At 70.2% G+C, this 21,574-nt stretch carries 15 protein-coding genes; 4 read left to right on the plus strand and 11 right to left on the minus strand.

All coding sequences use genetic code 11. The features are described 5' to 3' along the window. Positions 1-115: 115 nt before the first annotated feature. Together ABD481_RS25705 and ABD481_RS25710 are read left to right on the plus strand one after the other, a co-directional pair. Positions 116-1,129: a sigma-70 family RNA polymerase sigma factor gene (locus ABD481_RS25705; protein WP_344668312.1), complete on the plus strand. Its 1,014-nt coding sequence runs from the start codon at positions 116-118 to the stop codon at positions 1,127-1,129. Beyond that, on the plus strand, positions 1,126-8,211 hold the full coding sequence (locus ABD481_RS25710) for an RHS repeat-associated core domain-containing protein (protein ID WP_344668313.1): 7,086 nt from the start codon (positions 1,126-1,128) through the stop codon (positions 8,209-8,211). Before ABD481_RS25705 ends, ABD481_RS25710 begins: the two co-directional genes overlap by 4 nt. 174 nt (positions 8,212-8,385) lie before the next feature. Here ABD481_RS25710 and ABD481_RS25715 read toward each other — a convergent pair whose 3' ends face one another. From ABD481_RS25715 to ABD481_RS25725, 3 genes are read right to left on the minus strand one after another with little or no spacing between them, the layout of a single operon-like run. Beyond that, on the minus strand, positions 8,386-10,794 hold the full coding sequence (locus ABD481_RS25715) for an ABC transporter permease (protein WP_344668314.1): 2,409 nt from the start codon (positions 10,792-10,794) through the stop codon (positions 8,386-8,388). Next, on the minus strand, positions 10,791-10,985 hold the full coding sequence (locus ABD481_RS25720) for a hypothetical protein (protein WP_344668315.1): 195 nt from the start codon (positions 10,983-10,985) through the stop codon (positions 10,791-10,793). The genes ABD481_RS25715 and ABD481_RS25720 overlap by 4 nt, the downstream gene beginning before the upstream one ends. Continuing rightward, positions 10,982-11,728, minus strand: a complete 747-nt coding sequence (locus tag ABD481_RS25725; RefSeq protein ID WP_344668316.1) for an ABC transporter ATP-binding protein — start codon at positions 11,726-11,728, stop codon at positions 10,982-10,984. Before ABD481_RS25725 ends, ABD481_RS25720 begins: the two co-directional genes overlap by 4 nt. 141 nt (positions 11,729-11,869) lie before the next feature. On the opposite strand from ABD481_RS25725, the gene ABD481_RS25730 reads away from it, so the two are divergent. Further along, positions 11,870-13,081, plus strand: a complete 1,212-nt coding sequence (locus ABD481_RS25730; protein WP_344668317.1) for a sensor histidine kinase — start codon at positions 11,870-11,872, stop codon at positions 13,079-13,081. Then, positions 13,078-13,758, plus strand: a complete 681-nt coding sequence (locus ABD481_RS25735) for a response regulator transcription factor (protein ID WP_344668318.1) — start codon at positions 13,078-13,080, stop codon at positions 13,756-13,758. The genes ABD481_RS25730 and ABD481_RS25735 overlap by 4 nt, the downstream gene beginning before the upstream one ends. 104 nt (positions 13,759-13,862) lie before the next feature. Here the strand turns inward: ABD481_RS25735 and ABD481_RS25740 are convergent, their stop codons facing one another. The 8 genes from ABD481_RS25740 to ABD481_RS25775 all read right to left on the minus strand — a co-directional run bounded on the left by ABD481_RS25740 (position 13,863) and on the right by ABD481_RS25775 (position 21,484). Then, the gene (locus tag ABD481_RS25740; RefSeq protein ID WP_344668319.1) at positions 13,863-14,684 is read right to left on the minus strand and encodes an SDR family NAD(P)-dependent oxidoreductase; all 822 of its coding nucleotides are present in this window, start codon (positions 14,682-14,684) and stop codon (positions 13,863-13,865) included. Between the two features lie 10 nt (positions 14,685-14,694). Further along, positions 14,695-16,461 (minus strand): dipeptide ABC transporter ATP-binding protein, encoded by a 1,767-nt coding sequence (locus ABD481_RS25745; RefSeq protein WP_344668320.1) that lies wholly within the window; start codon positions 16,459-16,461, stop codon positions 14,695-14,697. After that, a complete protein-coding gene (locus ABD481_RS25750; protein ID WP_344668321.1) occupies positions 16,458-17,306 on the minus strand; it encodes an ABC transporter permease in 849 nt (282 codons plus the stop codon). The genes ABD481_RS25745 and ABD481_RS25750 overlap by 4 nt, the downstream gene beginning before the upstream one ends. Before the next feature lie 19 nt (positions 17,307-17,325). Then, the gene (locus ABD481_RS25755) at positions 17,326-18,300 is read right to left on the minus strand and encodes an ABC transporter permease (protein WP_344668322.1); all 975 of its coding nucleotides are present in this window, start codon (positions 18,298-18,300) and stop codon (positions 17,326-17,328) included. Then, positions 18,297-19,988 carry an ABC transporter substrate-binding protein gene (locus ABD481_RS25760; RefSeq protein WP_344668323.1) on the minus strand — a complete coding sequence of 564 codons (1,692 nt, stop codon included), beginning with the start codon at positions 19,986-19,988 and terminating at the stop codon, positions 18,297-18,299. Before ABD481_RS25760 ends, ABD481_RS25755 begins: the two co-directional genes overlap by 4 nt. 254 nt (positions 19,989-20,242) lie before the next feature. After that, positions 20,243-20,779 carry a MarR family winged helix-turn-helix transcriptional regulator gene (locus ABD481_RS25765; protein WP_344668324.1) on the minus strand — a complete coding sequence of 179 codons (537 nt, stop codon included), beginning with the start codon at positions 20,777-20,779 and terminating at the stop codon, positions 20,243-20,245. 223 nt (positions 20,780-21,002) lie between these two features. After that, positions 21,003-21,338, minus strand: a complete 336-nt coding sequence (locus ABD481_RS25770) for an enolase-like domain-containing protein (protein WP_344668325.1) — start codon at positions 21,336-21,338, stop codon at positions 21,003-21,005. After that, entirely contained in the window at positions 21,335-21,484 is a 150-nt protein-coding gene (locus tag ABD481_RS25775) for a hypothetical protein (RefSeq protein WP_344668326.1), read from the minus strand. The genes ABD481_RS25770 and ABD481_RS25775 overlap by 4 nt, the downstream gene beginning before the upstream one ends. Between the last annotated feature and the right edge of the window lie 90 nt (positions 21,485-21,574).

Raw genomic sequence — 21,574 nt, forward strand, 5'->3', positions numbered from 1 at the left:
CGCGAGGGCTAGTGATCCGCATCACATGCGTCTCGGCGATGTCACACTCCGGACTACGGCAGGGCTCTCAGATGTCGAACAAGGCCCTTGCCATCGAGGGGAGCACACCTCGCCCATGTCTGACGCTGACAATCCTCCGGATCGGTTGGACGAGGCCACGCAGGCCTTTCTCGACCACCGTGAACTCATCTTCTCCATCGTCTACGACATGCTCGGCCTGCTTCAGGACACTGAGGACGTCCTGCAGGAGGTCTGGCTGTCCTGGCAGGCTCGATGTCAAAGTCCTGCTGAGCCGGTGCTCAACGCCCGCGCCTACTTGGTGCGGATGGCGGTGAATCAGGCGATGGCGCGCCAGGTGAGCATCCGGCGGCGGCGGGAGGCGTATGTCGGGCCCTGGCTGCCCGAACCGCTGCTCACCGAACAGGTCGAGCACCTGCCGGGCGGGGAGGCGGACGCCAGCGCCGAGGTGGTCGAGCGCACCGAGGCCGTGTCGATCGCGCTTCTTGTGGTGCTGGAGACGCTGACGCCGCTGGAGCGGGCGGTGTTCGTGCTGCACGACGTCTTCGGCTTTCAGCATACTGAGATCGCCGTCATCCTGGACCGGTCGCCGAGCGCGATCCGACAGCTGGCGCATCGGGCTCATGAGCATGTGCAGGCGCGGCGGCCCCGGTTCCGTATCGAGCCCCGAGTGCGGCGGGAGGCCACCGAGCGGTTTCTGGCCGCGGCGATCGGCGGCGACCTGCCTGGGCTGATGGAGATCCTGGCGCCGAATGTGACGGTCTGGACCGACGGCGGCGGAAGGATCAGGCGGACGATTCCGCGGCCGATCCACGGCCGGGAGAAGGCGTCGAAGTTCATCTGCGCGGTCGCGAGCAAGGACCTCGCCGGTGTCGAGATCCGCTACCGGCAGGTCAACGGCGACCCGACCGCGGTGATCTATTCCGAAGGCTCCCCGCTGGCCGTGATGGTCCTCGACCTCGCGCCGGGCGGAGGCCAGGTGACCGCCGTCTACACGGTGACCAACCCCGAGAAGCTGACCGGCGTGATCAAGGACGTCGTCGGCGAGGCCATGACGACCTCGGAACGCGAGCAAGGCGTCCGAACAGAGAATTCCGAGGATATGCGATGAGCAGAATGCGAGCGGCCGTCATCACGGCCCTGATAGCGGCGCTGAGCCTGGTCGCCGGGCTGGTCTCGGTGGCGCAACCGACCGCCGCCTCGGCCGTCGCCACAGCGGCCACGGCGGCCCCGGCGGCCACGGCTCCGGAAGTCACCTACGCGCACGACGACGCCGGCCAGCTGACCGCCGTCTTCGATTCCACCGGGAACGGCACGAAGCTGGTCTACGACCAAGCAGGCAACATCACGAGCCGACAACCACTTCCGTCCACGGCTCTGGCCGTCGCGCAGATCTCACCGCAGCATGCCCACGCCGGAAAGGCCGTGGACGTATACGGGACCGGTTTCGGCACGGATCTGACCGCTATCACCGTCTCCTTCAACGGCGTGACGGCCAAACCGACCGCGCTGCACCGCAACCGCCTCACCGTCACCGTGCCGACCACCGCGACCACCGGAACCGTGACGGTCACGGTCGGCACAGCCAATACGACCTACCCGGCCCTCACCGTCGCCCCGGTCGTCGTGCCGACCATCTCGGGCCTCACCACGGCACTGGCCGATCCGGGCACCCCGGTGACGATCACCGGGTCCGGGTTCGACCCCGATCCGAGTCTGGACGTCGTGTCCGTGAACGGCACAGTGGTCGGGGCCACGGCCGCGACGACATCGAGTGTCACCTTCAACGCTCCCCCGACACGCTCTTTCGGACATGTGACCGTGAAGACCCCGGTCGGCACCGCGGTCTCGACGGCGGACCTCGTGACGCCGCCCTCCCCGTTCATGACCGCCGACGTCGGCTGGGTCGGACGGGTCAAGACCGACGGCACCGGCACCGCACTCGCCCTGGCCAAGACCCAGCAGGTCGCCCTGGCGCTGTTCGACGTCCCCGCCGGGCAGCGGGCCCGCGTGGTGGTCAGCGGCGCGACCTTCGCACACCCCTATGAGCTCCACGTCTGGAGTCCCAACGAGACCACGGCCGCGCACAGCGAGTCCGTCTCCACCTCCGGCAGCACCACCTTCGACCTTCCGGGAGGGACCTCGGCCGGGAGCTACGAGGTGGAGGTCCGGCCGGCGAGCACCGACACCGGATCGGTCACGCTCGCCGTGACGGGCGAGACCGATGCCAACGCCGCCGCGACGGTCGACGGCGCGGCCGTCACCGCGACCACCACGGCGGCCGGGCAGCGCGCGGTCTATCAATTCACGGGAGTGGCCGGGCAGCGGGTCTTCAGCACCCTCACCACGGTCAGCGCGACCGACACCGCCTCGGCGCAGCTCGTTTCTCCGGCCGGGCAGGTGCTGACCACCAACACCCTGCTGTTCTCCAGCGCCAACTCGGTGGGCTACCTGGACACGACGACTCTGCCGATGAACGGCACCTACCGGGTGGAGGTCATTCCCGACAACGTCGGGACGGGTTCCTACAAGATGCAGATCGCGAGCGTCCCGGCCGATCTGTCCGCCACGGCGACGATCGGGGGCGCCGCGGTACCGCTGAACTTCGCCAAAGCCGGCCAGAACGCGAAAGTCACCTTCACCGCAGCGGCGGGAGCCAGAGTCTTCACCAAGATCACGGTGAGCAGCACCTCCAACAGCTCGAAATGCTTCAACGCCTCGCTCGGTGACGGCGCCGGATCGGTGTTCGCGTCGGCCTGCGCATCGAGCTCCACCTATCTCGACGCCCTCACGCTGTCGGCTGCGGGCACCTACGTCCTCACCTTCGATCCGGCCGGCGCGGTCACCGGCTCGCTGTCCGTCGCACTGCTCGCCGTCCCGGCCGACGCCGTCGTCGCCTCGGCCGCCGACGGCACAACACACAGCACCGCGACGACGACAGGGCAGAACGCCGTCTTCACGTTCGCCGGTACCGCGGGTCAACGTGTCTTCGCCCGGCCCGGGATCACCGGCAGCACGACCGGCACCAATCTGCACACCACGCTCTACGCACCGGACGGGACCTCGCTCGCCGACGCCTACAACGGCGCCCCGATCGCGACCGCCACCCTCCCCTCGACCGGTACCTACCAGCTCGTCGTGGATCCCTATGGGGACGAGACCGGGACGGTCAGCGCGACCATCTACAACGTTCCGGCCGACGCCACCGCCACCGCCGCGCTGGACGGGACAACGGCGACCGCCACGATCACGGCGCCCGGCCAGGGCGCGGTGTTCAGCTTCACGGTCCCGACGAGTCAGACCATTTACATCACCGGAGCGACGACGACCGTCGACAGCCAGAACGACGGCACCGCGTTCAGCGTCCGCGACCCCTCGGGGAGTCAGGTCGGATCGGCGACGGCTTACAACTCCCGCGGACTCACCGTTCTGGAGCCGAAAGCCCTGACCGCCACCGGCACCTACACCGTCCGCGTGTCGCCCGGCATCGGGCTGACCGGGACAGTCACGCTGCACGTGTACAACGCCTTCGTCACCAAGACCGCGACCGTGAACGGCGGCGCGGTCACCGTGACCACCACCAAACCGGGCCAGAAGGCCCGTGTGTCCTTCACCGCCACGGCGAACCAGGTCGTCGACGTCACCGGCTCGACCACGACCACCGACTCCTCCGGCAGCGGGACCTGGTTCTACCTGCTGAGTCCGACCGGGTCGACGCTCGCGTCGAACACCACGAACACCACCACTTCCTTCACGGTCTTCAGCGCCAAGACCTTGACCGCCGCGGGGACGTACCAGATCCAGATCGAGCCGCCAGGCGGCCTGAGCGGGAACATCACCCTCAAGGTGGCCACGCACACCACGGCCGCCGCCACTGCTTCCGCCACCACCACAACCGCTACCACCACGGAGCAGCCGGCGACGGCGACGGCGCCCGCACCCGCACCCGCACCCGCACCCGCACCCGACAAGGCCACGCCCCGTCCACCGGTGTCCGCACCCGGCCCAGCACCGCGAATGGGCCAACCGATCTGGTCGGAACAGCCGTCGCCGACCACCCGGCCCTCGGCCGTGTCACTGACCGGCCGGGTCCTGGCCACCGACGGCAAGCCGCTTCGCGATGTCACCGTGGCGATGGACGGCCACACCGCGAAGACCGACAAGGACGGCCGGTTCGTCCTGCGCAGCCTGATCGAGGGAACCAGGGTCCTGCGTCTGGACGGACGTAGCGCGTCCGGCCACGGCAAGACCTACGGCGTGTTCGACGTCCAAGTGCACCTAAAGGCCGGCGCGAACACCTTGTTCTACACGCCGTATCTGCCCGTGCTGGACACGGCGCACGAGATCGCCATCGACTCCCCCACGACCCACGAGGTCGTGCTGACCAACCCCGGTATCCCTGGTCTGGAGGTCCACATCCCGGCCGGCGACGTCATCACCGACGCGGACGGCAAACCGGTGCACCGCCTCGGGATCACCCCGATCCCGGTCGACCGCACGCCGATCCCGATGCCGGCGGGCGTCCAGGTCCCGGTCTACTACACCGTGCAGCCGGCGGGCGGGGAGATCCTCGGCGCGGGAGCGCACATCGTCTACCCCAACTACCTAAACCAGAAGCCCGGCACCCCGGTCAACTTCTGGCACTACGAGAAGAACGGCGAGGCCTGGGAGACCTACGGCCACGGCACCGTCGACCCGGCGGCCAAGCAGGTACAGCCGGACGAGGACACCGAGATCCACGACTTCGACGGCGCGATGATCAACGTCCCCGGGCTGCTCGCCGCGGCCCAGCACGGACTCGCGCGCGCTCTGGGCCTGGAGGGCGACCCGGTGGACCTCCAGACCGGCCTGTTCGGGCTGCAACGCACCGACCTGACCGTCGACGACGTCATGCCGCTGGAGCTGACTCGCGCCTACAACAGCGGCGACACCTACCAACGACCGATCGGCGTCGGCGACAACGACCTCTACGACACGTTCCTGACCTCGGCGAACCAGTACCAGGAGGCCGACCTCAACTTCGTCGACGGCAGCCAGGTCCACTACGTCCGCACCACCCCGGGCAACGCCTACGGCACGGCGGTGTTCGTGGCCACGACCACCCCGACCGAGTTCGCGGGGTCGATGATGACGTGGAACGGCGCGGGCTGGCACCTGACGCTCCGCGACGGCAGGACTCTGATCTACGGCGAGAACGCGCCGCTGCAAGCGATCCGCGACCCGAACGGGAACCAGATCACCATCACCCGCCAGTTCAAGAACAGCTTCGGCAGCTACATCGGCGACATCACCGACGTCCGCTCTCCCAACGGGTACTTCCTGCACTACACCTACGACGCCTCCGATCGCGTCATCGAGGTCGACGACGGCGCCGGGCGCTCGGTGAAGTACGGCTACGACACCCCGAGCGGCACCGGGCACTTGACCTCGGTCACCGACCCCGACGGCGGACTCACCACGTACGGCTACGACACCGCGGGCCGGCTCACCACCCTCACCGACGCTCGGCGCAAGCTGTTCATGACCAACGTCTACGACGCGAACGGGCGTGTCGCCTCCCAGACCCTGGCCACCGGCGTCAGCTACGTCTTCGCCTACACCCTCGACGCCAACGGCAAGGTCACCGCCACCACCGTCACCGACAACTCCGGGCATGTCCGCAAGGTGACCTACGACGCCAACGGCATACTCACCGGCGACACCAGGGCCGCGGGCTCGACGTCGCAACGCGCCATCGGCATCGTCTCCGACCCGGCCACCCAACTCCCGACCTCGATCGACGACGGGTACGGCCGGAAGATCAAGACCGTGTACGACACCAGCGGCCAGGTCCTGTCCTCCACCTACGCCGACGGCACGACCCAGCCGAGCACCACCACCGAGACCCACAACAACACGCCCTACGGGCTGGCCGACACCGTCACCGACCCGATGACCCACACCAGTACCCTGACGTACGACAGCGCCGGCAACGTCACCAGCGTCGCGGACCCGCTCGGCAACACGGTCCGGGAGTCCTACAACAGCCAGGGGCAGCCGGCCACCGACAAGACCCCCCTGCTGTACACGACCACTTACGGGTACGACAACGGCAGCCAGGGCGACGGCAGCCAGGGCGGGAATCTCGCCTCTGTCACCGATGCCCTCGGACACATCAGCCGTGTGTTCCACGACGCCGCCGGGCGGGAAGTCGTGGAGACCGCTCCGGACGGCACAACACAGCGCACCGTCTACGATCCGGCCGACATGGCCCTGAAGTCCATCGACGCCGACGGGAACACGACCGTCTTCACCTACGACGCCGACGGCAACCCCACCGCCATCACTGACGGACGTCAGACAGCGCTCGGGGCCAACGGCAAGGCGACCACCTACAGCTACGACGACGCCGACCGGGTGGTCACCGCCACCGATCCGCTCGGCGCCACCGACGTCTACACCTACGACCCCGCCACCGGGCAGCTCGCGACCTGGACCGATCGGCGCGGCAGAACGACCGAGTACCAGTACGACGACATGGGCCGGATCACGTTCACCGGCTACGGGCGCAGCGGCAGCGCAGCCCCCTACAGCTACGAGTCCACCCTCACCTATACCTACGACCCGGCCGGACGCCTGCACACCTTGGCCGACACCTCGCCCGGCGCCGGAACCCTGACCTACGGCTACGACCTTCTGGACCGGCTCACCAGCGAGTCCGGGCCGACCGGCAGCATCGCCTACAACTACTACGACGACGACCGGCTCAAGTCCGTGACCCCGTCCGGTCTGACCGCGACCTCTTATATCTACGACAACGCGGGCCGGCCGAAGACCATCACCCAGGGCAGCCTGACGGTCGGGTACACCTTCGACATCGACGACGAACTCGCCACCGAGACCCTGCCGGACGGGATTGTCATCACTCTGAGTCACGACGCCGCCGGTGAGGTGACCAACGCCGCGTACGCCAAGGGAACCACGGCTCTGGGGAACCTCGGCTACACCTACGACGCGAACGGCAGACGTATCGGCGTCACCGGAACCCTGGCCGCCACCACCCTGCCGGCACCGGCAAGCACGCTCACCTACGACCCCGCCAACCGGTTGACCGCGTCCGGATCCACAGCCCTGGCCTACGACGCCGCCGGGAACCTGGCGAACGACGGCGTCTCGGGTTACATCTGGAACGCCCGCGGCCAGCTCACCAACGTCACAGGACCCCAGGCCGCGACACTTGGCTACGACCCGGCCGGGCGGCTTCGCAGCAGTACCGTCGGCACCTTGACCAGCACCTTCCGCTCCAGCGGCGTCCAGCCGATCGCCCAGCAGGGATCCGATGGCAGCAGCCTGACCTACCTGTCCGGACTCGGCGCCGACGACATCCTCGCCACCACGGACGGTACCGGCAAGACCAGATCCCTGCTGCCCGACCTCCAAGGCTCGGTCGTCGCCACCGGCGACAGCAGCGGCGCCCTCACCGCCTCGTTCACCTACAGCCCGTTCGGAGATGTCACAGCGCCGACCGGCGACACCAACCCCATCCGATACACCGGGCTGCTCTCCGGACCGGCGCTGCCCAACGGCCTGCAGAACAACCGCGACCGCTTCTACTCCCCCGGTCAGGAACGCTTCATCAGCCAGGACCCGAGCGGCCTGGCGGGCGGCAACGCGGACATGTACGCCTACGGCAACGGTGACCCGGTCGACAACACCGACCCGACCGGCGACTACTCGCTGCTCGGCATCAAACTCGACTACGGCGACTTCCTCAGCCGCCACTGGCGCGGGCCGCTGCAAACCAGCGCCTTCGTCGCTTGCCTCGGCGGAGCGCTGGTGTGCGTCGTCGCCGAAGGAATCAACACCGGCGCCGACTACCTCGCCGACGGAAAAACCTACGGATGGAGCTCACACACCGCCCTGGGCAACCTGGAATCCGGCGCCTTCTGGGACACGGTCAGCGTCGCCACCGGCTTGGGCGCCGGAAGACTGTTCACCAAAGCGGTCGAGAAGGACGGCTTCGTCACGCAAAAGCACGCCAAGTTCGTCAGCAGATACTTCCGACCCCGTGACCACCTGCCCCGGCACGCCGCCGGCCGCCATGCGATGGACTGGGCTCCCATCCCGTCGGCGACCGGATGGCTGGTCCAGGCGGTCAACAACCAGGGCACCTGCTCCACCGGCTTCAGCCCCGACTGGTGCACCTGGCCGTGATCCGCGGGGTGGCGGCATCACCGACGCTCGGGCGTCGGTGATGCCTCCAGCACCTACGGCCTCATCCCACCAGGGGTGAGGCCGTAGGCCATGCGGGCTCCTCGCGATCGGCGACCGGAGGCTCTGCTCGGTCCTGTTTGGTCCTGCTTGGTCCTGCTCGGGTGCTACTCGGTCCTATTCGGTCCGCAGCGCGGTGGCGGTCCGCGACCGGGCCGCCCAGCCGGCCGGCAGCAGCGCCCCGAGCAGGGCGATCACGATCCCGCCGGCCAGCAGGGGGATGAGCAGCCCGGCGCTGTAGGTGTGGGTCACGCTCGGCGGCAGATGCCGGCCGATCGCGTTCCCCATCGGGGTCAGCGTCGCCTTCTCCACCGCGACCCCGAGCGGGACCCCGATCAGCCCGGCGAGCAGGCCGGTGAGCGTCACCGAGGTCAGGACCATCGCGATGGTCTGCCTGGGTGTCATCCCGAGGGCCTTGAAGATCCCCAGATCGTGAGCCCGCTCCCGGGTGTCCTGCGCCACCATGCTCAGCACCCCGAGCGCGGCGACCGCCGTCATCAGCAGCGTGAGCGTGGCCACCAGGGCGCTCATGGTGATCACCACGATGTTCTTGCCCCAGCCCGAGTTCGACTGGACCGAGGCGGCCAGCGGGGTCAGCGCGGCGGCGGCCGAGGTGGACCAGTCCGTTCCGCTGACGTTCGGGGCCAGCTCGACGTTGAACTGGTCGATGTGCGGGGTCAGACCGGCGGCGGTGAAGGTGGCCGCGTCCGTCATGACCGTGTAGTCGCCCTGGTTGGTGTCGAAGTCGATGCCGACGACCTTCAGCGACAGGTGCTTGTTCTGCTGCACCACGGCGACGTCGTCACCGACGTGGATCCCCACCGCCGAGGCCAGCTTGTCGCCGACCACGGCCTCGCCGGGCGCCGAGTACCAGCGGCCGGACAGCAGCTCCATGTGCGTCCAGGAGAAGTCGCCGGTGACCGTGAACACCCTCGGCGATTCGCCGCCGGGCGGGGCGCCGACCATGGTCGCGCCGCTGTCGCCCCAGCCGAACGCGGTCTTCGTGCCCGGGATCGTGGCGAGCGCGGCGGCCACCTTGGCGGCGTCCAGGTGCGGGTTGCGCGGGTCGTTGGGGCCGTAGAAACCCCAGGGCACGCCGACGTCGGCCGTGGGGATCACGATTCTCGACGCGACGTTGAAGCCTGAGGTGCTGACGTCCAGGTACTTGGTGAACCCGGTCTCCAGCCCCACCGCGAACGTGACACTCACCACGCCGAACAGCACCGCCGCACCGACCACCACGGCCCGGGCCGGCCGGGCGAACGGCTGGGCCAGCCCCAACGACACGGCCCGGGGCAGCGGCAGCCGCGAGGCCAGCCGCTGCGCCTTCTGACCGCCCCCGGCCTTGGGGGCGCGGCCGACCACCAGCGTCAGCACCGTCGGCATCCGGCCGGCCCGCAGTGCCGGGATCAAAGCCGTGACACCGACGATCAGCAGGGTGCCCAGCGCCACCACGGCGCTGACCCACCACGGAATCGCGGCACTGGCCGCGCCGAGCTGCTTGGTGGCCCCGCCCAGGATCGGCACCGCCAGGAGGTTGCCGAACACCGTGCCGAGCACCACGCCGAGGGTCGCCGGGATCATGGCCTGCGCGACGTAGGCCCGGGCCACCTGCGAAGGGGTGAAGCCCAACGACTTCAGAATCCCGATGCGCCGGAACCCCGCGGCCACAGCCCCGCTGACCACGATCGAGATGATCAGCACCGCCATGAACAGCCCGAGGATCCCGAAGCCGACCAGAAACGGCACGTATGCCTTGGCGTTGCCAGTGGCCTGCTGCTCCGCGGTCAGGTACGACTGTCCGCTCTCGACCGTGCCGGCCGGCGCGGCGGCGGCCACCGCCTGCTTGTCGGCGGCGATGTCGGCGGCGGTCCCGGCCTTGGCGAACCGGTAGAGCATCTGCTCGTCGGACTTGGCGCCGGCGGCGGTGAGCCGCGCGAACCCGTCGGCGGTGGCGAAGGCGGTCGCGCTGCTGGTCACCGAGTTGGCGAAGCCGACGACCTTGAACGACGGCTTGCCCGGCAGCGAGGAGAACACCAGCGAGGATCCGAAGCAGGCGACCGAATAGTGCTGCCACGGCAGGGCGATCTCGCCCGGGCCGGTCGGCCAGCGCCCCTGGGTCAGCGCCAGCTGGTCCAGGCCGGAGCTGCTGCCCAGGTCGGGCCGGGTGGTGACGGTGATCGGACCGTTGTCGTGACCGGCCGCCCAGGTCTTGGGGCAGTCGGTGCCGACGGCCGTGTCCAGGGCGGCGGCGACCGGGTACGGCCCGGACGCCTCGGTGACGCCGGCGACGTGCGCGGTGGCGGCGGCCTGCGCGACCGTGACCTTCGAACCGTCGAACTGGACCGACAGATGCGCCCCGTTCCGGGCCTTGAAGGCGTGCTCGAACGGAGCCTGCACCACGGCCAGCAGACCGAGCGACAGCACCGAGGAGGTGACGGCGGCGAACGTCGTCAGGGCCATGACGAAGGACTGCAGGCGGCGCCGGCCCACGCCGGAGCGTACGACCTTGCCCAGGGCGCTCACCGGCTCACCGCCAGCAGCAGGCGGGCCATGGCCCGGAAAGCGACCTCGAACAGGCGCCGGGGCAACGGCGGCTTGCGCCGTTTCATCGAAGGCTTCTGCGGTGTCATCGACGGCGTGCGCAGTTTCATCGAAGGCTTATGCGGTGTCATCGAAGGCTTATGCGGTGTCATCGAAGGCTTGTGCGGCGTCATCGGGTCTCTCCCGCCGAGCTGGTCAGCGGCGTGCGGGCGGCCAGGCCGGCACCGCCGCCACGGTTGACGACGTCCCGCTCGACCGCGCCGTCCACCAACTCGATCGTGCGGCGCGCGGTGCTCGCGGCCAGCTGCACGTCGTGGGTGACCAGCACGATGGTCTGGCCCTCGCTGTTCAGGTCCAGCAGCAGCCGGCGCACGTCCTCGGCCGAGCTCGAGTCCAGCGCGCCGGTGGGCTCGTCGGCCAGCAGCAGCGCCGGCTTGTTCATCAGGGCCCTGGCCACCGCCACCCGCTGCCGTTGCCCGCCGGACAGCCGCTGCGGGTAGGCTTGGGCGTGCCGGTCGATGCCCAGCCGGTCGAGCAGCTCGACGGCCCGCCGCCTCGCTTCGCCCTTGCCCATCCCGGCCAGCTGCGCCGGAACCATGACGTTGTCCACCACGGTCAGGTCGTCCAGCAGGTTGAAGAACTGGAAGATCATGCCGACGCGGGCCCGGCGGTACCTCGCCGAACCGGCCTCGCCGAGCTGGTCGACGCGGGTGCCGTCGACGGTCACCGTGCCGCTGGAAGGCTTGTCCAGACCCGCGATCAGGTTCAGCAGCGTGGACTTGCCGCTGCCGGAATGGCCGAGGATCGCCACGCACTCGCCGGCCGCCACGGACAAGGTGACCCCGGCCAGTGCGGGCGGGCCGTCGTCGTACTTCTTTGTCGTGTCGCGAAGATCGATCATCGGTGCGTTCGTCATGACCATGAAGCTAGGAACAGACCGCGGCCCGCCGCGTCGGCCGCCGGATGTCACTCTTCCCAGGCCATCGCCCCGCGGACGTATCCGGCGTACATCCCCGGGGCGACGCGCGGCGCCGACACCACTGAATACGATCTCCGTATGGATGAGCTTCTCCAGCGTCTCTCGACATCGAAGCGCGTGACCTGGCTTTCGTCACAGGCCTTGGTGCTGGCCGCTGCCTGCTTCTACGCGCTGGCTCTCGCCTGGATGATGCCTCCTCCCAAGTTTGTGCACTACGACGGCCTGTTCCGGTTCCCCGACCTCGGGCCCCTCCAGATGCTGGCGCTGTGCGTCGTGGTCGCCCTTCCGCTGCTGCTGGTGCGGCGTCTGCCGACGACCGTCTTCTGGACGATCCTGGGCGAAGCAGTCCTCGGCGACGCCTTCGGCGCGCGGCCCGACATCGTGTTCGTCCTGCTCGTCGCCCTGGTCGGATACCTCGCCGCCCGGCGGCCGAAGGCTGCTGCCGTCGGCTCCGTCGCGGGCGTCGCGGCCGCGTTCGTCAACGACACCCACATCCACGGGCAGCACCTCAGGGACGCGGTCGAGTGGTCCGGGTGGATCGCGGTGTGGTTCGCGGTGGCGTGGGTCTTCGGCAGGGTGCATCGCAAACGCCGTGAATACCTCGACGCGCTTCAGGAGCAGACCGCGGCGCGCGTCGTCATGGCCGAGCGGCTGCGCATCGCCCGCGAACTGCACGACAGCGTCGCGCACAGCATCGGGATCATCACGGTGCTGTCGGGGGCGGCGGCGCGCGTCGTGGACACCAAGCCCGAGCAGACGCGGCAGGCGCTGACCGGCATCGAGACCACCAGCCGGGAGACACTGCTGGAGCTGCAACGCATGCTCGGGGCACTCCGCCGCGCCGAGCCGGACGACGCCATGCCGCAGGCCGCTCCGCTGGCGCCGGCCGGCAGCCTGGCCGACGTCCCGCAACTCGCCGAACGCACGGCCGGCGCCGGGGTGCGGGTGCACGTGACCTGGCGCGGCGAGCGCCGTCCACTGCCGCCGGAGATCGAGCTGTCGGCGTTCCGGATCATCCAGGAGTCGGTGACGAACGTGGTGCGGCATTCCGGGGCGCGCGCATGCCGGGTCGCGGTCGGCTACGAGCCGACCGGAGTGCGGATCGAGGTGGTGGACGACGGGGACGACAGCCTCGGCGGGCCGGGCCGCCCGAAGTTCGCGGCGGCGGCCGGCGGCAGCGGCTTCGGTCTGCTCGGCATGCGCGAGCGGGTGACGCTGCTGTCCGGCCAGTTCAGCGCCGGCCGCCGTCCGGAAGGCGGATTCCGGGTGACGGCGAGGCTCCCGGCGTGAGCGTGCGGGTACTGCTGGCCGACGACCAGCCGCTGATGCTGGTCGGCCTCGCGATCCTGATCGGCGACACCGACGACCTGGAGGTGGTCGGTCAGGCCGCCGACGGCCACGAGGCGGTACGCCTGGTACGCGAGCTGCGGCCGGACGTCGTGGTGATGGACATCCGGATGCCGGGCATGGACGGGATCGAGGCGACCCGCCAGTCGACCGCCGAGCCGGACCCGCCCAGGGTGCTGATACTGACGACCTTCGACGACGACGAGTACGTCTACGGCGCACTGCGCGCCGGGGCCAGCGGCTTCCTGCTCAAGAGCACCGCCCTGGACGCGATCCTGGAAGCGATCCGCGTGGTGGCCGCCGGCGACGCACTGATCGCACCAAGCGTGACCCGACGGCTGATCGCGGACTTCACCGGAGCAGCCGCGGCGGCCCCCGAACCGGAGGCCGAGCCCGCAGCGGACACGCGCCTCCTCGCGGAGATCACCGACCGGGAGCGCGAGGTACTGGCGCTGGTCGGACGGGGACTGTCGAACGCTGAGATCGCCGAGCAGCTGGTGATCAGCGCGGCGACGGCGAAGACCCACGTCGCGCGCCTGTTCGCCAAGCTCGAAGCTCGGGACCGCGTTCACTTGGCGATCATCGCGTTCGAGACGGGGCTTGTGCCGCGTAGGCGGTAGGTACGTGCTTCATCGCTGTTTCACTGCGTGTTCGTGCTGCCCCGGACGCCGTTGCTCCGGCCTCCAATCAAACAGAGTCCGTCGCGGCGATCACCTCACCCACCTCACAGTCCGGCGAGCAGGTTCTCGGTGACGTCGTGGAGCCGCGCGGCGTCGCCGGGGTCGAACGCGGCGGTGCTCGTGCTCACGCGCTGGCCCTCCAGCACCGCGGTCAGGCGGGTCGGCGGGGTGTCCAGGAACGGCAGGATCTGCTCGACGGCTTGGGAGACCGGTTTGCCGGAGACCCGCAGGCCGTCGACGTGGGCCGCCGTCGCCGGTTCGTACTCTCCCGCGAAGCTCGTCGACACCACGCCGGGGTGGTTGAGCACGTAGTCGATCGCGGAGTCCTGGTACAGGCGGGTGAAGTGGACGCCCAGCAGGTCGCACAACGCCGCGCTGTGCCCGAGGCCGCCGGTGCCGGAGTAGCCGCGCCGCAGTTGCAGGTCGTCCCAGCGCACCGGACCGGTCAGGCCGGCGCCGCCGAAGTTGAGCACCACCGCGCGTTCGGCGTGGCCGAGTGCCTCGGCCAGGCCGTGGCTGAACAGATAGCGGCTCAGGTAGTAGAGGGCGAAGTTGCTCTCGAATCCGTCCGAGGTCTGCGTCCGGGTCGAGCGGTGGAACCGCGCGCCCAGTACCAGGACGTCTATCGACGGATGGTTGCACGCGATCCATTCCACGGCCCGCCGGTTCTCCGCCACCAGGCTCAGGTCGGCCTGGAGGAAGTGCGCACGTCCGCCCGCGCCGGCGTGTTCGGCGGCGGCTAGGAACTCCTCGCCCTTCGCCGTGCTGGTACCGACGACGAGCACGTCGTGGCCGCGCGCCAGATAGGTGGTGGCGAGGGCGCGGCCGATGCCGTCGGTGCCTCCGGTGATGACTGTCGTGGGCATGGGGTTCCTTTCAGGGAGCTGGTGTCGCGGAAAGCAGTGCCGACCGGGGCACTGCGTCGAGGAGCGCCCGGGTGTAGTCGTGGCGCGGGTCGGCGAAGACGGACTCGGTCTCGCCGGTCTCCACGATCCGGCCGTCCCGCATCACCGCGACGCGGTCGCTGATGTGCCGGACGACGTCCAGGTCGTGGGAGATGAACAGGATCGCGAGCCCGCGGTCGCGCCGCAGACCAGCCAGCAGGTCGAGGATCTGGGCCTGGATCGTCACGTCGAGCGCCGAGACCGGTTCGTCGCAGATCAGGACCCGGGGCCCGGGGGCGAGCGCGCGGGCGATCGCGACGCGCTGGCGCTGGCCGCCGGACAGTTCCAGGGGGCGGCGCGCCAGCAGGTCCGGCGCGAGCCCGACCCCGTCGAGCAGCGCGGTGATCTGTTCGCGGCGCGCGTCCCGGGCCCGGTGTCCCGTCGGGCCGGTGAGGGCTTCGCCGATGATCTGCTCGACGGTGAACCGCGGGTCGAAGGACGACAACGGGTCCTGATGGACGCCTTGGATGGTGCGTCGCAGGTCGCGGCGTCGGCGTTCGGGAACGCCGGACCAGGGGCGGCCGTCGAGCGTGACCTGCCCGGCGTCCGGCTCGGCGGCGGCCAGGACGATGCGTGCGAGCGTCGACTTTCCGGATCCGGACTCGCCCACCAGACCGAGGACTTCGCCGGCTTGCAGGTGGAACGAGACGTCGCGGACCGCGGGGTGGGGCCCGCGCCGGGTGGCGAACGACTTGGTGATTCCGTCGGCGGTGAGCAGCGGCTGGCGGTCGGGAATGGGTGACGTGGCTTCGGCGCCGGAGCTGGTGCCGGAGCTGGTGACCGGCGTCGGCAGTGGCTTTGGCGGCGATGGGGACATTGGTGGCGTTGGTGGCGTTGGTGGCGTTGGTGGCGTTAGCGGCGACGGCGGCGCCACCTTCGGTCGCGCACTGGGCACGGCGGCGATGAGCTCACGAGTATGAGCGTGCTGAGGATCGGTGAGCAGCCGACCGGTCGGGCCGGTCTCGACAACGCGGCCCTGGTGCATGACCGCGACGTCGTCGGCAAGCCGCGCCACCACGCCCAGGTCGTGGCTGATGAGCAGCAAGGCCGTGCCGGCCGCCTTGATCTCGGCGAGCAGGTCGAGGATCCGCGCCTGCACGGTGGCGTCGAGCGCCGTGGTCGGCTCGTCGGCGATCAGCAGCGCCGGCCGGCAGGCGATGGCGGACGCGATCAGCGCGCGTTGCCGTTGGCCGCCGGACAGCTGGTGCGGATAGCGGCGGGCGATCGTGGGGTCGGTGAGGCCGACGACGCCCAGCAGCTCCCGGACGCGGGCGTCGACGTCCTGGCGCGACAGTCGGCCGTGCGCGCGGAGCGGCCCGGCGATCTGGGCGCCGACGCGGCGAAGGGGGTCCAGGGAGGCGAGCGCGTCCTGGAGCACCAGGCCGATCTCGCGTCCGCGGACGTCCCGCCACTCGTTCCCACTCAGGCCGCTGAGGTCGCGGTCGCCGAGGCGGAGACGGCCGGCGCGGACCGTGGCGGTGTCGCCGGCGAGGCCGAGCAGGGCGCGGGCGGTGACGCTCTTGCCGGATCCGGACTCGCCGACGACGCCGAGGCACTGCCCGGCCCGCAGGGTGAGGGACACGCCGCGGACCGCCGCGACGCGCCGTCCGGCGAGGTCGAAGTCGACGTGCAGCTCGTCGACGTCGAGCAGGGGCGCGGGGCCGGTCATCGCGGGGTCGGTCATCGCGGGGCCAGTCATCGCGGGGCTCCGTCGCGGACCCTGGTCTGGAGCCGTCGGCCCAGTGCGGTCAGGGCTGTGACGGCGGCGGTGACGGCGAGGCCGGGGAAGACGGCGATCCACCAGGCCTGGTCCAGGTAGTCGCGGCCGTCGGAGAGCATGGTCCCCCACTCCGGCGACGGCGGCCGGGGCCCGAGGCCGAGAAAGCTCAGCGCGGCGCCGGCCAGGATGGATTCGCCGAGGCCGATGGTGGCGAGGACCAAGACCGGTCCGACGGAGTTCGGCAGCACGTGCCGTGCCACTACCCGCGGCCAGGGGATCGCCAGACCCGTGGCCACCTGGACGTAGTCGGCACGGCGCACGACCAGGGCCTGCGCTCGCAGGATGCGCGCGTAGGCCGGGACGACGGCGACGGCCACCGCCAGGGTCGCGTTGCGGATGCCGGGCCCGGACAGGGCGACGATGAGCAGCGCCAGCAGCAGCGGAGGGAAGGCCAGCAGGACGTCGGTGATCCGCATCAGCACGGCGTCGACGCGCGGCCCGGACAGGGCCGCGAGCAGGCCGAGCACCGTTCCCGCGGTGACTCCGACCGCGGTGGCGCCGACACCGATGACCAACGACGGCCGTGCTCCGTAGACGATCCGGGAGAACACGTCGCGGCCGAGCTGGTCGCTGCCCAGCCAGTGACCTCCGCCGGGTGCGCTAAGAGCGTGCAGCGGGTCCACGGCGTCGGGCGCGTAGGGGGCCAGTGCGCCGGGGAAGGCGGCGAGCAGCACGAGGGCGGCGAACCCGGCCGCGGCGAGCGCCGGCCCGGCGCGGACGCCGGAGCGTGCCCGGCCGGCGGGCGGGAGTGACACGGTGGTCATGGAGGTGCGGCTCCGAACGCTAGGCCGCGCGCAGGCGCGGGTCGATGAGCAGGTACAGCGTGTCGACGACGATGTTCAGCACGACGAACACGGCGGCGGACAGCATGACGACGCCGACCACGACGGGGAGGTCTCCGTCGAAGATCGCCTCCTGGGCGACGCGGCCGATGCCGGGCCGGCCGAAGACCGTCTCGACGAGCACGGCGCCGGACAGCAGGCTGCCGATGATCCAGCCGGACAGGGTGACGGCGGGCAACGCCGCGTGGCGCAGCGCGTACCGGGACCGGATACGGCTCTCGCGCAGCCCTTGGGCCCGGGCCGTCACCGCGAAGGGCTGGGCCAGTGCGCGATCCAGCTCCTCGCGCAGCAGCCGGCCGAGGACCGCGGCGATCGGCAGCGCGAGGGTCAGCGTCGGCAGCACCAGTCCCGCCAGGCCGTCGCCGCCGACGACCGGGAACAGGTGCAGCCGGAAGGAGAACAGCGTGAGCAGCAGGATCGCCGACCAGAAGGTGGGCGTCGACACCGCCACGAGTTCCAGTCCGCCGACCGCGAGCCGCCGGAACCGGCGTCCGGGGCCGGCGGTCGCCAGCGCCGAGGCCAGCGCGCCGAGGATGCCGAGCGCGGCCGCGGCGGCGGCCAGGGCGACCGTGGAGTCGAGCTGGTCGCCGACGACCCGGCCGACCGGTTCGTTGAGCTGGTGGGAGAAGCCGAGGTCGCCGGTGGCCATCCGGCCGAGGAAGCGCAGGTATTCGGCGGGCCACGGCCGGCCCACGCCCAGCTCGGCGCGGACCTGCCGGACGACGGCCGGGGTGGCGGGCTCGCCGCCCAGGACGGTGGCCACCGGATCGCCGGGGAGCAGGTGCAGCGCGGCGAAGGCGACGGTCGCCGCGCCGAGCAGCACGAAGGCTCCGGAGGCGAGGCGGCGGGCCAGCCACCACGGGACGGCGGGCCTGCTCCGCCCCGCGCCGTCCGGGGCCGGGTCCGTCCGGCTCACGGCGCGAGCCAGGCGGCCTGGAGCAGCGGGTACGCGCCGATGTCCCAGGTCAGGCCGTGGACCTTGGCCGTCGTGGCGTCGATGGCGGTCGGTGCGTACAGCGGAATCGCCACCGCGTGCTGGTTGACGTAGGCCTGCACCTTGGCGTAGCTGCTCGCGCGGGCCGCCGGATCGAGCGTCGTGGCCCCGGCGTCCAGCCAGGCGTCGAGCTGGGGGTCGGCGATGAGCGAGACGTTGCCGTTCGGGGTGCCGTCCTTCGGGCGGGTGCTGGAGGCGAAGGCCAGGCGCAGTTCGTCCGGGTCCTCGCCGCCGTAGCTGGAGGAGAAGAGGTCGTAGTCGTGGGTGTCGTAGGCGCGCTTGAGGTACGTGCCGACCGGGACCGGGTCCAGCTGGATCTGGATCCCGACGGACTTGGCCGCCGCCTGAACGAGCTGCGCGATCGTGGCGTTGGTCTGGGCCCGCTTGCCGCCCTGGGCGTTCTGGAGCCAGGTGAGCACCAGGCGCTTGCCGTCCTTGGTGCGGTAGCCCTCGGAGTCGCGGGCGGTCCACCCGGCGGCGTCGAGCTGTCGGCCGGCCAGTGCCGCGTCGTAGGGCCAGCTGCCCTCGGTCGCCTTGTCGTACCCGGCGGTGGTCGGGCCGATCTCGCTCCAGGCGCGGGTGAACTGGTTCGCCGAGGCCGCGCCGACGATGGTCTCCACATCGAGGCTGCGTTGCAGGGCTATGCGCACGCGCTCGTCGGCGAGGGGACCGTCAGAGGTCTTCAGGAACAGGGTGTAGGTGCCGCCCGGGGAGTCCTTGGTCAACAGGCGCAGAGACGGGTTCGCCGTCACCGACTTCGCAGAGGTCGGCGGTACGTTCTGCACGAGATCGGCCTGGCCGCTGGTGAGCGCGCCGACCCGGACCGAGTCGTCGGGCAGGAACCGGAACGTCACCCGGGACAGGTGGGCCGCCTTCTGATTGGCCGAGAACGCCGGGGCCCACGCGTAGGCGGGGCTGCGGTCGAGCACGACGCTGTTGTGCGGGTTCCACGCGGCGAAGGAGAACGGGCCGCTGCCCACCGCGGTGTGGCACCGGTCGTCGGCGGACCGGCCGAGGTCGGCGGGCGCGAGCAGGCCGAGGAAGGTGGTGGACGCGGCCTGGAGGAACGGCGCGAAGGGCCGCTCGAAATGGACCTGCACGGTGGCCGGGTCGACCACGGTCGAGCCGGCGTACGGGCCGAGCAGCGACACCGCGTAGTGCGACTTGGTGGCCGGGGCGGCGATGTCGTCGAGGTTGGCCTTCACGGCGGCGGCGTCGAGCGGCGTGCCGTCGTGGAAGGTGACACCCGGGCGCAGCTTGAAGGTGTAGGTCTTCAGATCCGCCGAGGTGGTCCACGAGGTGGCCAGCCACGGCACGATCGTGCCGTCGGGGGCTTGCGCCACCAGGGAGTCCACGATGTTCCGGTCGATGACCGCGACGGCGTCGAGCCCGCTGACGTGCGGATCGATGCAGTCAGGCTCCTGATCCATGGCGTAGGTGAGCTTCCCGCCGTCGACCGGGGTGCCCGCGGCCTCCGCGTTTCCGAGGGCGGAAGCAGGCGAACCGCCTCCACTGCCGCAGGCTGCGAGGGCGGTGGTCATGGCGGCCGCGGCGGCCACAGCGGCCAGCCGGGCGGCGGACGCGAGCAGGATCGATCTCCGGGTGGGCATGGCGAATCCTTCGGTGCGGGATGAGGTGGGGCGGCGGCTCAAAGGAACTAGAAGACTCAGAGGGCATACGAACGGTGCGCTCGGCGGCCGCCGGAAAAGTTCAACTAGTTTTATCAATCAAAACAGATGCCCGCGGACCCCGGCAAGCGATCTCCAGGCACGATCATCTGCTGAGACCACCCGGTATCGCCGAGTGGGACCGCCGAGGTCGACAGGGATATCCGGGGCCGGACCGAACCGCGCGACGAGCCCGGTCAGTCGACCGCGACCACGTATCCGGCCTCGACCATCCCGGCGAGCATGCGGTCCTGAACCTGCATGAGGATGTCGGCAGCCTGCCCGAGCTCATCGGGCGTGACCTGGGTGAACGCCTCCGCGAGCAGCTCGCGCCGCGCCGCACGCACGCGCTCCAGCACCTCGCGACCATGCGGCGTGATGGCGATAACGCCCGAGCGGCCATCCGACGGGTCGCGATGCCGACTGACGAGGCTGTCCGCCTTGAGCTGACGCAGCTGCAAGGAGACCGTCGAGATGTCGATCCGCAAACACTCCGCGATGTCCGAGACCCGCATCGCCCCGGCGACATCGAAGTGCTCCAGCAAGCGCAGCGCACTGGCCGGAATGTCAGCGCCGGACCGCCGAACCACCTCAGCCCGCGTGTACTTACTCTCACTCCACCGCACCAGCGCCGACAACGCGACCTCCAGACGGGCCAACTCCGGGCCGTCGGGTACAGGCTTCGGCGTCGCGCCGGGCGTCGCGCCGGGCGTCGCCGGAGTGGATGCGGGCATTGGACCACGGTAGCGCGGGCGGCTGGGCGCTGCGGCATTGACGGGCACCGGTCTCCACCGCGCGCGGGTTCGCACGTCCACCCAAACTCACAGAGAACCGCAGCTCACAGCCTCAAGCAAGCCTGGGGTCACGCCCAGCCGTTGCGGATCGCTTCCGCTTCCGCTTCATCAGCATTCTCGGAGATCATCGCCTCGAAAAAACGCATGGAACCCCGCGTACCGCTCAACGACCACACCAGCAATCCAAAGGACAAACGAGCACCTCCGGCTCCAGATACTGAATCATTTCCCTTGCCTCGCTTAGCGCTTCACCACCAATATCACAAGCGCCAAAAAGGTCGATATCCTGCAAGAAGGCGGGCCAGCCATCCGCATGGAGCAGGAAATCCAGATAGTCCCGATCGAGAGGGCGCCTCACGACTCGCTCCATTTCGCGCAACGCTTGAGGCGTAGCAGGATCGCGCGGCGACTCGACACGCCAAGGGTGATCTTGTTCGGCAGCCTCAACCGCGCGCTTCGCAAACTTCATCCGAGAGATCTCGGCTTCCCAATAAATCATTTGTCGGTCCAGATGGTGAGTGTCGGGATGCCGTCTTCGCTCTCGAGCACCTCGAGTGCCAGCAGCAGGTGCGCAGCGGCCTTGGCACTGGCGGTGTCGTGCCCACGTCGCGGGCGTACATCTTGCCGGATCTCGGCCGAAGTCACCGTCCGATGCCAGTGTGGGCCGCCTTGCTGCGGATTGCTCGAGTGCGGGTATCCATGGGTCCTGAAGTACTACGCTCGCAGATATCGGCA

Source organism: Catenulispora yoronensis, assembly GCF_039531695.1.
Lineage (GTDB): Bacteria > Actinomycetota > Actinomycetes > Streptomycetales > Catenulisporaceae > Catenulispora > Catenulispora yoronensis.